The organism is Chryseobacterium cupriresistens (assembly GCF_046614675.1).
In the GTDB taxonomy this organism is placed as follows: Bacteria; Bacteroidota; Bacteroidia; order Flavobacteriales; family Weeksellaceae; genus Chryseobacterium; species Chryseobacterium cupriresistens.
Map to the genome: position 1 here is coordinate 375,998 of NZ_JBKKJT010000004.1, position 16,981 is coordinate 392,978.

The following is a 16,981-nucleotide window of genomic DNA, read 5'->3' on the forward strand; positions in this document are numbered from 1 at the left end:
TTCAGGATTTCCTGAAAGCCGGTTTTGTAAATTTATGGACATCCAACTGAATCCAGGACACATTTCCATCGAGGAGGGATTCCATTGCTGCCAGGAATGTAGCAGGCTGTAGTCCCTTCCGGACAATCAGGAGCATTTCCACCATTGATTTTTTTTAGATCTGATTTTAATAATTTTCTTAGATTTTTCATAGGTAATAATTTGTTGATTTACACAAATATAATATTTTTTGAAAATGCAACAATACTTTACGGATAATAATGTGAAATACATTATTTAAATATGACAAGATAAAATAAACCCGCTCACAGAATTTTCATGAGCGGGTTTTAACAGATTTAAATATCTAAAACTGCCTGTAAATTGGCAGAAATGATTTCCTTATAAACCGATATTCTTGGTCGGTTTCAATTGTTTTAAGATACTTTTTGGGATGGCATTTTTGTGAACAAGAATTGCTGTTGATTTGTATTCAACATAAGGTCTTGTTACATACAGATATCCGGCGAAATCATTGGTTACACCCCATGAATTTTTTACCATATAATATTCTTTACCAGTCTGATCTTTTGCCAGACCTACGATATGCATACCATGGTCATCCGTTGTAGAAAGATTGTTAAGTGCTTTCTGACGCATGTCTTCAGTGATGGTTTTATCTTTTTTAGGCTCTGTAAACAAAGTCTGCTTGTTCTCTGCAGTAATTTGGTCAAGATCCATATCCGGAACGTAAGCTACACCGTTTTTATAAGAAAAATAAGGCTCAGAAACGTCAGTTGCCCAACCTACAGAATATCCTTTATTTACAGCGTTATCAATAATTGCAGTAAGATCTTTCATCGGAACATTCCAGTCAGAATCATGGCTCCAGTTATCAGGAATCGGAACTACAAATTTCTGAAAATATGGATAATCTTTATAAGAAGATAATTCCACATAATCTTCAGGGTTGATTCCTACTACTTCTTTAGCAAATGTTTTCGGAGTATAGTTTTTTCCTTCATAAGTGAAGTTAGCAGGTACTTTGCCTAAATATTCATCAAGAATAGCATCTACAGAATCCATCCAGTTGTCTGTAAGCTTTCCTTTTGAAGAAGCCTGAACAAGGCTGTCAAGAACCGGCTTCAGTTTTCCCTGCATTTCCTTGAAGTTATTGGTAGTCTGTCCTGCTTTTAATCCTGTGTAAACATCCTGAGGAACTGCTCCGTACTTTTTGTACATATTGATTACGTCGTGAAGTTCTCCTCCGTCACCCCAGCTGATAGCGCCATTATTCAAAACATATAATTTTGCTTTATCGTGGTAGGAATTTCTTGCTGTAAAGATTTCAGCAAGATCTACAGGTTTTTTGCCCATTCTCTGCATTTCAGATTCAAGGAAAGAGTTTCCGGAGTAGCTCCAGCAAGTTCCTGATGAACCCTGGTTCTTTACAGAAGTCGCACCTACGTCCTTTAACGTTGTGAACTGAAAATTAGCATTTTGTGATTGGTTGTTTTTTAACTTGTTGATTAAGTCATCTTGGGCAAACATCATACTTCCTGCAGACAAAACAAAAAGTAATGATGCAATTTTGGCATTTTTCATTACTATAAAAAGATTATTTATATTAAGAGTCGTTGATAATAGAGATTTGTTACACAAGGAAAAGTTAAATTTGAAATTAAAAAAAGACTCAAAAGAAGTAAGAAGTTGCTTTATAATTTTATTTTTTAATTATTTTCTTAAAGAAGTTGATCATGTTTCCAACCCTTTCAAAAGTTTCCGCATCTATCATAGTATAACTCCTGACTATGGAACAAGAATTATTATTGGAATGCCAGCGTAACAACCGCAATGCCCAGCGGAAGGTTTACGAGAAAATGGCGGGCAGACTCTACGCAGTCTGCAGACGCTATCTGAAAAACGACGAAGATATAGAAGAAGTATTGGCTGATACATTCTATAAAATCTTCACGAAAATTACTCAGCTTCAGAATCCCGAAACTTTTGAAGCATGGGCAAGAAAAATAGCGGTAAACGAATGCCTACAGAAGTTGAGATCGGATAAAGGACTGTTTATTTCCCTGGAAGAAAATTTTCCTGATCATCCTGAAGGAACTACAGAAAACCTTTCTCTGGAAAAAGATATTCTGAGCTTACTGAATTTTCTTCCTGAAGGCTGCAGAGCCATCTTTAATCTTTTTGCTATTGAAGGATATCCTCATAAAGAAATAGCGTCCATGCTTTCCATCAGTGAGGGAACATCAAAATCCCAGCTCAATTTTGCAAGGAAAAAGCTGCAGGAACTTCTCGTAAATCAAAACATTTAAACTTTTACAACAATGGAAAATAATCATATAGATCAACAATTCAATGAAGCTTCCAGGCTTTCAAAAGAGCCAGCTGTTTTTCCTGGTTTTGAGAAAGTATGGGGAAAAATTGAAAAGAAATTAGATAAAAAAGAAGATAAAAAGAAGATTATTCCTCTTTGGCTGCCGTATGGTATTGCTGCAAGTTTGATGATTGGCCTTGGGGCTTTTTACTTTATGAATAAAAAAGAGACTGCAGAACCTTTACAACCTGTAATTGCAGAGAATACAAGTTCAAGTAGTCCGATTAACAAAATGGATATTGCAAAGATAGACAGGACTATCAAGGAGAATATCAGAAAAGAAGAATTGCCTGTAACGGTACCTCTTCCCACAGAACTTAAATCTTCATCAGTTGCAGGAATAGATCCGTATCAATCTCATCCTATCTGCAATATTCCGCCATTGGAAGTTTCTGAGAGAGTAACAGCATCTTTGCCTCAGATATACAGTGATACTTTAAAGACAAAAGAGATTGATGAAGTTGTTGTCACTGCTTATGGGATTAAAAAGAGTTATAAATCTGTTACCGCTTCCTCAACGGTTATGATTGCTTCTACAGATAAAATTCCTGTGCATGCTCCGGCTGCCGTTTCTTCACTGGCTGGAAGAGTTGCCGGGTTAGAAGTGTCAACCGGAATTAAAAAGCATGATGCAATATTAATAAGGGGTTCAAGAAGTATTGATGGTCGCTCGACGGCTCCTTTATATATTGTTGATGGAGTTGTTTTAGGCGGAGAATCTGGATTTTTAAATACTCTGGATCCAAAAAAAATAAAAGAATTAAAAGTACTGAAAGGGCTTGAAGCTACTGCCCTGTATGGAAGCAAAGCTAATAACGGAGTTGTTATAATTACCACAAAAGGTTTATCTAACGATGAAATAGAAAAACTCAAAAAGTTATCTTCAGACAATGCTGAGAAAATACTAAAAGAAGCTGAAGAACCTGAAAAAGAACTTCCCAAAGCAGGCCAGCTCACAGCGGGAGAAGTTAACGATTTTTCTAAGTGGGATTATTGGAAAGATATTGCAGTTCCTACACTGGATCAGTATAAAAATACATGGAAATTCTTTCCTGATAAAAGGGTTTCAGTTCAGTTGGTCAATAAAGACAGAAAACCGATAATAGGGGAGAAAATAAAACTATTGGATGATAAGAAAAATATTATCTGGGAAGCCGTTTCAGATAATCTGGGCAATGTGGAATTATGGATATCACCGATGACTGACGAGAAACCTGACTCAGAGAAATATTATTTATCTGATGGTTCAGGGCAGATCATCAGTAGTAATCTCAGAACCTTTAAAAATGGACAAAACCTGATTATTCTTGATAAACACTGTCTGCAAAAGCGTGTATTGGATCTTGCTTTTGTAGTTGATGCTACAGGTTCTATGGGGGATGAAATTTCTTATCTCCAGTCTGAACTTTTGGATGTATTGAAAAAGATTGAAGGACAGCTTAAAAATACAACGGTAAGATATGGATCAGTTTTTTACAGAGATCAGGGAGATGAATATGTGACCCGAAAATTTGACTTTTCTGATAATGCAGAAGATCTTGTTGGGTTTATTAAAAAACAGAACGCTGGGGGTGGCGGAGATACACCGGAAGCGGTTGTTGAAGCATTGGAAGTTTCTGTTGATGAGCTGAAGTGGAGTGATGAAAATTCAACGAAAATTATGTTTTTAATTCTGGATGCTCCTCCACACCATTCGGAGCAGAATATAAAGGATTTATACAGAACAATAAAGACTGCGACAAAGAAAGGGATTACCATTATACCATTGGCAGCCAGTGATACCGATAAACAAACAGAATATCTGATGCGTACATTTGCTTTACTCACCAATGGAACCTATACGTTCCTTACAGATGACAGTGGAATAGGAAACAGCCATATTAAACCTACCATAGATTCTTATGAAGTTGAAAAGTTGAATGATTTATTATTAAGATTAATCCTTCAGAGAGCTGTTTTGCCAGAATGTAGCGCAGGAATTTCAAATGATAACATCAACAAAAAAATGGAAAAAGAAATTGACAGTCAGATTGATATTAAAACTGTGCTATTTCCAAATCCTACAAAAGGTCAGCTGCAGATAAAAACAAGAAAACCAATTGAAGAACTGTTTGTGTATGATCTTGCCGGAAAGATTATTATGAGAAAAGAAAAACTGCCGGAAGGTAAAAATACAATTGATTTAACTTCTTATCCTCAAGGGATTTATCTTGTACGTATTCATACTAATGATCAATGGGAAACATTTAAGGTCATTAAAAATTAATTATCTTAAAAAAAGAAATTTCCCCGGAAATTTCTTTTTTTATATTTTTAAGCATACTAATAATTGATGAAAAAGAATTATTTGCTGTTATTGCCATTTACGATTACCTTATTACAGGCACAAAATTCACAATTGTACTATTCCGGAAAATTTTTAACATCTAAGGATAAAGAACAGAACTTTTTAAAGGTTTATAATAAAAACAGTGGTATTTATGAGCTGACTGATGAAAAAGGATTTGCCATTATTGCAGCTAAACCTTATGATACCCTAGTGTGGAACCAGGGGAAAAATACCCATGTTATTTCTTCTTATGAACTCAGGGAATTAAAAACGATTCTGGAAAATCAGACAGGAAGTAAAAGTGTAGAAAATGTTTACAGTAAAGCCTATGACAGTCTTGTTTCAAAGGAGATTAAAGACGATTTCAGTATTGAAAAAACTAAAACTCAACTCAGTAAAAGATCACATTCTTATTTTGATAAAATAAGAAAATTAAAGCAGAAGAATGATAGTGTTTATGTTTTAAAAAGGATCAATAAGACAACTTTGCTTTTTAACGGAAGCTTTACCACGTCTTTTGATATTAAAAGCAGGAATGCTGTTCCGGGGACTCAAAATAAGTATGTCCAGGGAAGATCTGAAAATGGAAATCTTGTTTGGAAAGGCCCTGAAACGAATGAAATGTTCAGTTTTGGACCAGAGCTATCTACCCTTGGATTTAACGGATTACCTTATGAGTATGATCAGAATGGAAAACTGATTCCATGGGTTGATGGACTTCAGGGTGCAAAAAGATATGATAATAACCTTTTTAAAACCACAGTAGGTTATAATAACCAGTTGAATCTAAATGCTTTTATACAACAGGGTAACAATGAAAAACTCCGTCTTGCCCTGAATCTGGGGCAGCAAAAGAACCAGATGTATTTTATGGATCAGTTTGATATTACCAATACCCTTAAAGCAAAACTGAATGCAGATTTGGGTGGATATTACATTAATCTTGCTTTTAGCTACGAAGAAGATAAAGTTACGAATACCAATAGAATAGGGCTGTTCAACAGAGCTTACCAAAACTCATTGTTAACGCCGGTTTCTTTTTCAAATGAACAAAATACTTTTCTGAATAACGGTTCGCAGAGAAGCTACAGCCAATATGCAGACAATCCTTCTTTCCTTTTGGAGCAGGATAGCCGATACCGCTATAAGAATCGGGACAGACAGTTGAGTCTCAGCGTAGCGAAAGACTGGGATCAGTTTAAACTGAATATTACTCAGTCCTATGAAAGTATTACTACCTGGAATCAGGACCAATATAAACCTTCTACCTATGGTTTCCTCAGCGGTGTATCGAATGAAAGGATTCAAAACAACAGCTCCTATCATTCCAATATACAGGGCTCTTATTCATTGGGAAACTATGACTTTAGAAATACTTTCAGCCTGAATTTTATTTTAAATGATAAAAAATCCGACATTTATAACAGCCTTACCCATCAAAGATATCTTTATCAGAGAACTTCACAGGATCATATTTTTAATTATAATATGAATATCCGCGATTATGATTTCGAAGCAGGTTTTAATCTCGGGAATTCATTTTACATATCCAATACTTCACTTAAAAATAATTATTGGCTTCCAAAAGCTAACTTTTATCTGAAGTTCAATGAGATCTTCAATTGGTATAATTACAATTTTAAATTGTTGGGAAGCTACACACAATTAAGTTCCGAACCGGAAATTACAAGATCCTATGCTTCGTATTCTAGTACTTTGCTGAAGGCGGAAAATTATAATCAATACTTTCCGGTACAGGAAGTAGAAAGTTTCCGGGGTTTATCAAATATTGATACTCGGGAATGGAAGATTGGAGCCAGGCTGAATCTTGGGTATAAAATAAGTGTAGATGGAGAATATTTTAATAAAAAGAATACTGACGATATATTTCCTATCTTTGAAAACAATCAGCTGAGGTTAAAGAATGTAGCAGATCATACCTACAGCGGATATGAATTCAATTTTGCTTACGAACGATTACGTCTGGGATACGATATGTATACCACCCATAAAGTTTCCTTTTTCAAATATAAAGATATTGTAGACCGCATGGCTCCTGGATATCAGAACCTTGCCGTTTCGGGATTTAAAGACATTTACAAAACATTGGCAGAAGGACAGGTTTTGGGTGCTGTGATGGGCAGTTACTTTGAAAGAAATGCAGCCGGACAACTGATCATTGATGAGTTCGGTTTTCCTAAAAAAGCAGACGGAATGAAAATTATTGCAGATCCTACACCGGATTTTGTGATGAAATTCAATCACAGTTTTGCCTATAAAAACTGGTCTTTAGATATCAATTGGGAATGGAAAAAAGGAGGCCACCTTTGGAACGGGACACAGGCGGTTCTCGATTACTACGGTCGTTCTTACGGCTCAGGAGAAGAAAGGAATATCAAAAATTATATTTTTGAAGGTGTACAGGCCAATGGAACTGTCAACCAGATTCCTGTGGATTTCTATGATCCCAACCAAAATGTTATGGAAAACAGATGGTCGAGGTACGGTTATTTAGGCGTGGCTGAAAATTATGTTCAAAAGGCAGATTATATAAGAATAAATAACCTTTCACTTTCCTCAGATTTCCCTATTAACAACAGGAAACAGAATCTTAAACTGACTTTTTATGTAAACAATATCATGCTCTGGCAGGCTAATAATGGGGTAGATCCCAACCAGAATTTCTACGATATGAGCAATGGAAGAGGATTGGATTTTTTTAATCTTCCTTCATTTAAAACATTTGGCTGTATTGTTTCACTTAAATTTTAACTCATGAATCTCAAGTTTATATCCACCTATATCATCCTGCTGTGCTTATTGTTTTCAGCCTTTTCTGTGAAAGGGCAGCAACCATTTCAGGATTTTGAAAAAGAAAAGACCTACATCCAGACCAATCATGTTTTTTATAAACCTGGGGAGCAAATGTATTTTAAAATATATGTTGTAAAAGGGAATAATAATTTACCTGTCGAAGAAAGCAGAGTAGTAAATTTCGAAATAACAGACCCTGCAGGAAGTGTTGTGAGAAAATTGAAATATGAAATTACCAATGGATACGCCCGGGGAGATTTCTATTTTGCTGAAGACATGAAGGGTGGCATCTATAAAATCAGAGCTTTTACCAACTGGATGCAGAACGAAGAAGGGAAAAATACCTTCGAAAAAGAAATTACCCTCCAGAAAATTGTATCTCCAAGAATTTTAATGAAACTGGATTTTCCTAAAAAAGGATATGGCCCTGGAGATGAGGTAAGTGCTGATTTTTCAATGAGAAGTCTTAGCAATCTTCCGATTCCTTTTTATGAAGCAGATTACACCGTAATGCACAACGGAGAAACGGTTTCAGAAGGAAAACTTATTACCGATAAAGAAGGTAGAAAACTGTTAACCTTTAAGCTTCCTGAAGTTTTGAAATCCTCTGACGCTCTTTTGAATATCAAGGTGAATTTTGACGGATTTACCGAATCCATCTCCAGAAATATTCCTGTTGTCCTGAATAATCTGGATGTGAAATTCTTACCTGAAGGCGGAACTTTTGTCAATGGAATAGAACAGAATATCGCTTTTAAAATTCTGGATGAGTTTGAAAAACCTGTAGATGCTGTTTTGGCAGTTTACAATCAGAATCACGAAAAAATAAAGGAAATTTCAGCCTATAATTTCGGAATGGGAAACTTCCGGTTTACGCCTAAAATAAGAGAAACTTATTATGCAAAAGTGCTGAAACCGGAAAATATTACCCAGACTTTTAATCTCCCGGTAGCAAAAAATGAAGGACTGGTTTTGAATATTCGGAATGAAAATAAAAACCTGAATGTTACCATCGTTTCTACCCGGGAAAAAACAATTACCCTGTTGGGAAGTTTCCGCGGAAAAGACGTTTACAGCAAAATCATTTCGCTGAAAAAAGGAATGAATTCTTTAAAAATTGCAGAAAAGGATTTCCCTACAGGAATCTGCAGGTTCACTGTTCTGGAAAACAGTATGCCGATTGCAGAAAGGATTGTTTTCGCTAATAAAGTAAACCAGCTGAATATAAAAGTTACCCCTGTAAAGCAACATTATCTGCCGAGGGAAAAAGTGATGCTGAATATTGAAACTACCGATGAAAATAATAAACCTGTTCCCGCTAATCTTGGAATAAGTGTGGTAGATGATAAGCTATGGACTTATGCTGATGATAAACAGAATCATATTATTTCCTGGCTTTTGATGGACTCTGAGCTCAAAGGAAAAATTGAAAAACCTCAGTTTTATTTCGATAAAAAAGAAGAAAAAGCAGATAAAAGCTTAGATCTTGTGATGCTGACAAACGGTTACCGATATTTTGAGCCTATTCCGGAAATTGTGAAGAGCAATAAATACAAATACCTTCCTGAAAAGAAAAACACAATCTATGGCGTGGTAGAAGATGAAAACAAAAAACCGGTGAAAGCAGATGTTTTTCTTTTGGACACCTATAATAAAAAGATCCTCAAACAGACTGTTGCTGAAAACGGGAAGTTTTATTTTTCGGATTTAAATGCAAATAATTTTTATAAAATTATTGCAAAGTCTTTTCAGCCTAAACATCAGCTGAAAATCAGAATTCTGTCTTATAATCTGGATATTAATCCTTTAGCGAAACAGAAGCTTACCCATATAGACGTAGAAGAAATTGTAAAGGAAGCTGAAAGAAAAGAAGAAGTAAAAAAAGAAAACAGAAACAATACCAGTCAGCTGAATAATCCCGGCAGATCAAAAACCGATACCATCAGTAGAAATAAGAGTATTGAAGAAGTAATTGTTGTGGGGTACGGTGTAAAGAAAGATCAATTAACGGTTGCTTCTACCACAGTATCTTCTTCTATGGAAATGCAGAATGCCAGCGTAACTTCTCTGTTGAGTGGAAAAGTAGCAGGATTAGTTATAACAGGTACCGGACAGTCGGGGACAGGTGAACAGATCAATATCAGAGGAACGGCCTCTATTACCAATAAGAACCCGCTATTCATTGTGGATGGTATTCCTGTCGAAAACTTTAATACAACGATCAATCCAAATGATATCAACAGTATTACCGTTTTGAAAGATGCTGCGGCTACCGCTATTTACGGAAGCAGAGCTGTGAATGGAGTGGTGATCGTCAACTCATCCAAAAATAGAAAATCAGAAATAAGTTTTGATATTACACCGAAATCTTACCTTGCCATAGAAACCGTGCCTTATGGAAAACTAATAGCATATGAGGGGGCAAGAGAATTCGTTTATCCTGAGTATAAATCCACCAGTACCTCTTACCGTTTTGATTACAGAGAAGCGCTTTACTGGAATCCCGTAGTAGAAACCGATAAAAGCGGAAAAGCAAAAGTAGAGTTTTATAATTCAGATGCGAATTCCACTTTCAGAATTATGACAGAAGGAATTGCCGCATCAGGACTTTTGGGAAGAGATGAAACAACATATGCTGCCCAGAGTCTGATTTCGATAGATACTAAAATTCCTCAGTACCTGACGAGAACAGACCAGATGACAATTCCTGTGGTAATTAAAAATAATTCTCCTGAAACGCGTAAAATGACCATGGACGTTATTGTACCGAACCATGTGAAACTCATCAGTTCTGATAGTCTTATCACTCTGAAATCATTAGAATCAGGAAGATTATTTGTGAAAATACAGGCTGATGAGACTGTGAATTCTGATATTCAGTTTTCAGTAAGATCAGGAGATTTCAGAGAGACAATGATTCTTCCGTTTAAAGTAGAAGAAAAAGGATTTCTCCATCAGTTTTCCATCATTAATAATAAAACAGATGATCTCAAAATCAATATTCCGGAGTATATCAACGGAAGTCTGTATTCGTCCTATTATGTATTTGAAAGTACGGCTCTGAAGATGTTTGGAGACATAGAGCAACTTAAAAAGGAACCTCATGGATGTTTTGAACAGCTTTCCTCAACAGTATATCCTAACATTTTTATTCTTGACTATTTAAAATCAAGTAAAAAAATAAACACCGCAACTGAAAATCTGGTGATAAAAAATCTGAAAAAAGGCTTCCAGAAGCTGCTGAGTTATAAAAATAAGGACGGAGGTTTCGGATATTTCAGCTCCGCAGAATCAGATGTCGCCCTTTCAGCATTTGCGTTATTGGAATTTATGGAATTAAAGAAGTACGTGAATCCGGATGCTAAGCTCATCCAGGAACTTTCCTCATTTATTTTGTCAAAAAAGAATGCAAACGGATTATTCGAAGTAAGAAAACCCTATGAATCCAAAAAAGACTTTTCTGAATTTTCCTGGTCGAGAAATATGTATGTTGTATATGCTCTGTCCAAACTTGGGTTTAAAAATGAAATTGAAGATTCCTTTCAGGTAATGCTGAAAAGAGCTTTGGCTACAAAAGATTCTTATCAATTGGCTTTACTTGCTAATGCAGCAGCATATCTTGGGAAACAAAAAGAATATGATGATATGATAAAAATTCTGGACAAACAATATGAAACAAAGAAGGTAAAATCTGAAGTTACTTTTACTGGTTCATGGGGAATGTCTGCGGATGCGGAGACACTTTCATTATATATTATGGCCCTTCAGAAAGATGAGAAACTCAACCAGTTGAAAATTGCTGAAGCAGCTGATCAGCTTATTGGTTTGAATGGTTATTTCGGATTCGGCTCTACACAGGCCACAACACTGGCAATCCAGGCATTATCTGATTTTTTCTCTAAAAATGAGAAATTGTATGGAACTGAAAAACCGGTTATTAAGATTAACAAAGCGAATACTTATCCTAATATAAGTCTGTCATCAGCATATAAAACAGGGGAAAATGATATCACTATTCATTATCCATCACAAAAAGGACTTCCTTATAAGCTGGAATATCAATATTACACGCTGCAAGCTCCGGAAAGCAAGGATATTCCACTTACCATGGAGACCAAATTAAAATCCGGAATGTCAAAAACAGGGGAGACCAGGAGAATGACCATTACTGTAAAAAATAAAATAAACGGTGAGCTGCCGATGACCATAGCAAAGATTGGTATCCCGGCAGGACTAACGCTGCAAAATGCTTTACTGAAAGATATGGTTGATAGAAAACAGGTTTCTTACTATGAGATTTTCGATAACTATCTGGTTTTATACTGGGAACATTTCAATGCTGAGGAAACAAAAACTATTAATCTTGATCTCAAAGTGGAATTTGCCGGAACGTATACAGGGAAATCAAGTAATGTTTACCTCTATTATATGCCGGAAGCAAAATATTGGAACCAAGGGATTACAACCAGTATTGAACCTTAATTTTTTATAAACTGAAACAGACATCCATTGATCCTTGTGATAAGTTTGAACCTTGACAAGGATCATGGAAAATATTTCTAAAATTAATTTTCAATAATTATTGAAAATTCAAAAAATATAATTACATTTGTTACAGAAATTAAAAAGGAAACAAAATGCAACTTTCAGAAGCAAAAGAAAAATACATTCAGACCTGGGGAACCTTTGCTACCAATTGGGGAATCAACCGTACGATGGCACAGGTGCATGCATTGCTTCTGGCGAGCGGAAAACCTCTTTCTACAGATGAAGTTATGGAACAGCTGGAGATTTCAAGAGGAAATGCCAATATGAATCTACGTGCTCTGATAGACTGGGGAATCGTAAAAAAGGAATTTGTAAAAGGCGACCGTAAAGAATATTTCGTAGCAGAAAAAGATGTATGGTATTTGTTCAAGCAAATTACCAAAGAAAGAAGAAAAAGAGAAATAGAGCCTGTCATTTCCTTTCTTGAAGAGTTAAAAAATATTGAGGATAAAGATTCAGAAGAAGCACAGGAATTTATCAAGCTGATGAATGATTTCAGTTCTGTCACCGGAAAAATCAATAACATCATGGATCTGGCGATAAAAAGTGATGACCACTGGCTGGTAGGGAAGATTACCAATCTGTTGAAATAAATTTTCAAAAAATGAGAAATCTTTTGTTACTATGTCTTTTAACTCTGATGATGAGCTGTCAGAAAAATGTAATGGCAAATTTCGATATTCATATAGAAAACTCTGATAAATATGATAATGGGCGTCACGATTTGTACAAAATTGAAATCTATAAGGATGAGAAGATTTTCAAAATTCTAGAACCTGAAGGGTCTGCTCTTTTCTTAAATTCCAATATAAAATTTGACAGTTTAAAAGAAGGAAAGTATTCATTTGTTTATGAAAATCTTTTTGGAGAAACCATAAAAAAAGAAATAAAAGTTGATGAATCTAAAACATACAGAGTTAGTATTAATCCTGATTATTTATTAAAAAAAAATAATAAAACTGTTTTTGAAAATCTAAAAGACTCGGAAGCAAAATTGGTATTTCAATCAAGAGGATGTTTTCATCAGGGTAAAGATTCAATAATCATCATTAATAAGGGAAAGAATTACTTTCTCCGACTGAAAAATGGTAGTTTGAAGATTTTGGATAAAGAAGCATGGGCGTATTTGGTAAAAACGGAAAATATAATAAGAGAAATTCCTAAAGATGGAGAGTGTACCACAAGAGATGAATATATTTTCTATCATAAAGGAAAATCGGATACCATTAATGACACTACATGTAGATTTTCTACTTGGTATACGCTGAAAGACTATTTAAAAAAGAATATACAATAAAATAAATCTGGATGAAAATCCTTTTTTATTTTAATTTAATTTTCAAAAATTACTGAAAATATAAAATTAATAATAATTATGAGAAATTTAATCATTCATTTATTCCTGATTATTTATTTCAGAAGAAAAGGATCACTTTAAAACCATTGCTGCCATGAAAACATTTGCAAAATATGATTATTACATTCAGTTATTCTTTATAATAATTGGGCCTCAGGTTTTTATATTTGGTGGTTTGTCTGGATTTGTTCTGTTTTATTTTATAGTAGGAATTCCTCAATTGGTAAGTTTCCTGATCAAACTGTTTTTCAAAACAAAAAAGTCAGCATTGTATATCGCGTATGGAATTGTAATAGTACCGGTCTGGATTATTGTAACCATCTTGTTTACAGAGAAACACATCAATGATTTTTTTGGATATGTTTTAATGGCTGTTCTTTTATATAGCCCTGTGATGGCAGCGGCGTATGTTTATGACTGTTACACTACTTATGAATCTTATAAATCACAATTATGAAAACGCTCAAAAACCACACATTAATCTACGACAATGAATGTCCTATGTGCAATCTCTACTCCAAAGGTTTTACTAAATGCGGAATGCTGGATGAAGATGGAAGAGAAGCCTTTACAGAAATCACATTGAGAAATAAAATCCTGATAGATTTCAACCGTGCAAAAATGAAATTGCTCTGGTAGATCACAACAAAAATGAAGTCGTTTACGGATTAGACAGTCTGCTCCTCATCATTGGAAACTCTTTTCCATTGTTGGCAAAAATTGCACGGACAGAACCTCTGTATTGGTTTTTTCAAAAACTGTATTCTTTCGTTTCTTATAACAGGAAACAGATCATTCCTTCCTCAAAAGACTATACAGAACAATCCTGTGTTCCGGATTTTAATCTGAAATACAGAATTGCATACATCGGTTTTGTTGTTATTTTTTCAGCATATATCCTAAGTATATTTTCCGGTAAACTGAACTTGAATTTAGAGAGGAATTTCGTGAGAGAATTTGCCGTTTGCTTTGGCCAGATCCTTTGGCAGACTATCTTTTTAAAAGCTTATCTCAAAGATAAAATTTGGGATTATCTCGGAAATATGATGACTGTTTCTTTAATCGGAACTTTACTGTTAATTCCTGCGCTGATGACCAGTTTTACTCCTGTTTTTTATATGATATATTTTGGAATTGTAGTAGTGATCATGTTTCTGGAACATATCAGAAGGTGCAGAATACTAAGGCTGAATTATCTTCCTACCATTTCCTGGATATTATTTAGATTAATAGCGCTAACAATCATTATTCTGACCACTTTTGGAATTAAAATATAACAAGCTAAAATGTTTTAAAAATGTCAACCATCTATTTAAATACAATCATCAAAGCAGATATTCACTATGTTTTTGATCTGGCAAGAAATATTGATCTTCATCAACAGTCAACCTCAAAGTCTCATGAAAAAGCCATTGCAGGACGTACTTCTGGATTAATTGAAGAAAACGAAACCGTAACCTGGCGGGCAAAACATCTGGGAGTTTATCAAAATCTCACCACGAAAATTATCAGCATGGAAAAACCGTTTCAGTTTATTGATGTCATGCAGAAAGGAGCCTTCAAATCCATGCGCCACCGACATATTTTTAAATCCGTAAATGGAAATACCCTGATGACAGATATTTTCGAATTTGAATCTCCGCTGGGTATTTTAGGGAAATTATTTAACTCAATTTTTCTTAAAGGATATCTAAGGAAATTTTTACTCAGAAGAAATGAAATGATCAAAACTATTGCAGAATCTTCTGTCCGTGATGGAATTGCGATTTTTTAACCTTAAAAACAGTGTTATGAACTTTTTAAAAGCAGAATGGCGAAAGCTGGCCATCATCAATTACGAAATCAATCCTCAAGTTTTGCTGCCCTACCTTCCAGGAGGAACAGAACTCGATTTTTATAAAGGCAAATGCTATGTAAGTCTGGTAGGATTCATGTTTTTAAATACCAAATTATTGGGTATACCGGTCCCTTTTCACCGGAATTTTGAAGAAGTGAATCTAAGATTTTATGTAAAGAAAAAAGAAAACGGAATCTGGAAAAGAGGAGTGGTGTTTATTAAAGAAATTGTCCCCAAACCTGCATTAAGTCTGGTCGCCAATGCTGTTTACAAAGAAAATTATCATACCATGCCCATGAAAAATCAGATGGAAAAAGGAGAGGAAGAACTGCTGATCCGCTATTCATGGAAGGATAAAAACTGGTATTCCATTCAGATTATGGCTGAAAATGTAACAAAACCTATGGAAGAAAATTCAGAATTTGAATTCATCACAGAACATTATTTTGGCTTTACCAAAAAAGAAAACACAACTTCTGAATATGAAGTCTGTCATCCGAAATGGGAATGGTATACTGTAAAAGAATATCAGTTAGAAGTAGATTTTCAAAAGATCTATGGAAATAATTTTGAATGCCTGAATCATCAGCTGCCTCTTTCCATAATGCTGGCCGAAGGCTCCGAAATTCAGGTCAAAACCAAAAAATACATTCATTAAAAAGTACAAGAGTAAAGAACATCTTTCTCTATCCAGGATCATCTGTGCCAATCAGTGAAATCTGTGGGCAAACCATAAACCTTAAACTTTAAACTTTGAACCCAAAACATTAAATCTCAAACAATGAAAATAATCATAGCTGGTGGAACCGGATTCCTGGGCGAAAATTTAGAAAAATACTTTTCAGAAAAAGGATATCAGGTCTATATTTTGACCAGGAAGCCTCATCGTAAAAACGAAATCTATTGGGATGCCCGAACAATAGGAGAATGGAAAAACAGCCTTGAAAATGCCGATGTTCTGATCAATCTTACGGGGAAATCTGTGGATTGCCGGTATCATGAAAAAAATAAACAGGAGATCTATTCTTCAAGAATCAACAGCACAAAAATATTACAGAAAGCAGTAGGTGAATGTTCTGAAAAGCCAAAAATATGGCTGAATGCAAGTTCTGCAACCATTTATGTTCACTCTGAAAATAACTTAAATACAGAAGAAAACGGAATTATTGGAGACGATTTTTCTATGAATATCTGCAAAAGCTGGGAGAAAGAATTTTTTGCAGTTAAAAATGAAGAAATACGAAAAGTTGCCCTTCGTACTTCTATTGTCCTTGGAAATAATGGAGGTGCTTTTCCAAAACTGAAAATGATTACAAAACTGGGGTTAGGTGGAAAACAGGGAAGAGGAAACCAGATGGTAAGCTGGCTTCATATTGAAGATTTCTGTAAAGCAGTGGAATGGATTATTCAGCATGACACTATCTCAGGCGCAGTGAATATAACCGCTCCGGATCCTCTTTCCAATCAAAGTATGATGAAAAAACTGAGAAATAAAATGAGAATACCTTTCGGACTTAACGCCCCGGTTTGGCAGCTGGAAATTGCCTCCATATTCCTGAATACAGAAACGGAATTATTATTAAAAAGCAGAAACGTCTATCCGGAAAAACTTATAAAAAACGGATTTAAGTTTTCATATTCTACATTTGATGAAGCGATTCTTAATCTCCTGGAATCCTAATGTTTGCAGGTTTCCCTAAGGATAATTAAATTAGCGGAAAACTA

14 protein-coding genes are annotated in these 16,981 nt (G+C 35.0%); 12 read left to right on the top strand and 2 right to left on the bottom strand.

The genetic code is table 11. The features are described 5' to 3' along the window. Nucleotide 1 precedes the first annotated feature (1 nt). Together ACLI50_RS13975 and ACLI50_RS13980 are read right to left on the bottom strand one after the other, a co-directional pair. Nucleotides 2–145, bottom strand: coding sequence for a hypothetical protein (locus ACLI50_RS13975; RefSeq protein WP_395974385.1), 144 nt, complete (start codon nt 143–145; stop codon nt 2–4). 236 nt (nt 146–381) lie between these two features. Next, nucleotides 382–1,584, bottom strand: coding sequence for a C1 family peptidase (locus ACLI50_RS13980; RefSeq protein ID WP_411414041.1), 1,203 nt, complete (start codon nt 1,582–1,584; stop codon nt 382–384). A 206-nt stretch (nt 1,585–1,790) separates the two neighbouring features. Here ACLI50_RS13980 and ACLI50_RS13985 point away from each other — a divergent pair, with 206 nt between their 5' ends. From ACLI50_RS13985 to ACLI50_RS14040, 12 genes are all read left to right on the top strand, one after another. Then, nucleotides 1,791–2,309, top strand: a complete 519-nt coding sequence (locus ACLI50_RS13985) for an RNA polymerase sigma factor (RefSeq protein WP_395974383.1) — start codon at nt 1,791–1,793, stop codon at nt 2,307–2,309. 12 nt (nt 2,310–2,321) lie between these two features. Beyond that, on the top strand, nt 2,322–4,637 hold the full coding sequence (locus ACLI50_RS13990) for a T9SS type A sorting domain-containing protein (protein ID WP_395974381.1): 2,316 nt from the start codon (nt 2,322–2,324) through the stop codon (nt 4,635–4,637). 66 nt (nt 4,638–4,703) lie between these two features. Continuing rightward, nucleotides 4,704–7,472, top strand: coding sequence for a hypothetical protein (locus tag ACLI50_RS13995; protein ID WP_411414042.1), 2,769 nt, complete (start codon nt 4,704–4,706; stop codon nt 7,470–7,472). Between the two features lie 3 nt (nt 7,473–7,475). Further along, nucleotides 7,476–11,996 carry a TonB-dependent receptor plug domain-containing protein gene (locus tag ACLI50_RS14000; protein WP_411414043.1) on the top strand — a complete coding sequence of 1,507 codons (4,521 nt, stop codon included), beginning with the start codon at nt 7,476–7,478 and terminating at the stop codon, nt 11,994–11,996. A gap of 155 nt (nt 11,997–12,151) precedes the next feature. After that, complete coding sequence (locus tag ACLI50_RS14005; RefSeq protein WP_034696386.1) at nt 12,152–12,655, top strand: GbsR/MarR family transcriptional regulator; 504 nt, start codon at nt 12,152–12,154, stop codon at nt 12,653–12,655. Between the two features lie 71 nt (nt 12,656–12,726). Next, nucleotides 12,727–13,359: a hypothetical protein gene (locus ACLI50_RS14010; RefSeq protein WP_411414044.1), complete on the top strand. Its 633-nt coding sequence runs from the start codon at nt 12,727–12,729 to the stop codon at nt 13,357–13,359. Between the two features lie 154 nt (nt 13,360–13,513). Further along, a complete protein-coding gene (locus tag ACLI50_RS14015; protein ID WP_202839270.1) occupies nt 13,514–13,876 on the top strand; it encodes a hypothetical protein in 363 nt (120 codons plus the stop codon). After that, nucleotides 13,873–14,058 (top strand): hypothetical protein, encoded by a 186-nt coding sequence (locus tag ACLI50_RS14020; protein ID WP_411414045.1) that lies wholly within the window; start codon nt 13,873–13,875, stop codon nt 14,056–14,058. The genes ACLI50_RS14015 and ACLI50_RS14020 overlap by 4 nt, the downstream gene beginning before the upstream one ends. Nucleotides 14,059–14,129: 71 nt before the next feature. Continuing rightward, nucleotides 14,130–14,696, top strand: coding sequence for a hypothetical protein (locus tag ACLI50_RS14025; RefSeq protein ID WP_411414046.1), 567 nt, complete (start codon nt 14,130–14,132; stop codon nt 14,694–14,696). 20 nt (nt 14,697–14,716) lie between these two features. Further along, a complete protein-coding gene (locus ACLI50_RS14030) occupies nt 14,717–15,193 on the top strand; it encodes an SRPBCC family protein (protein ID WP_202839272.1) in 477 nt (158 codons plus the stop codon). A 16-nt stretch (nt 15,194–15,209) separates the two neighbouring features. After that, a complete protein-coding gene (locus ACLI50_RS14035) occupies nt 15,210–15,914 on the top strand; it encodes a YqjF family protein (protein ID WP_411414047.1) in 705 nt (234 codons plus the stop codon). Nucleotides 15,915–16,037: 123 nt separating this feature from the next. Further along, entirely contained in the window at nt 16,038–16,937 is a 900-nt protein-coding gene (locus tag ACLI50_RS14040; protein WP_411414048.1) for a TIGR01777 family oxidoreductase, read from the top strand. Nucleotides 16,938–16,981 lie beyond the last annotated feature (44 nt).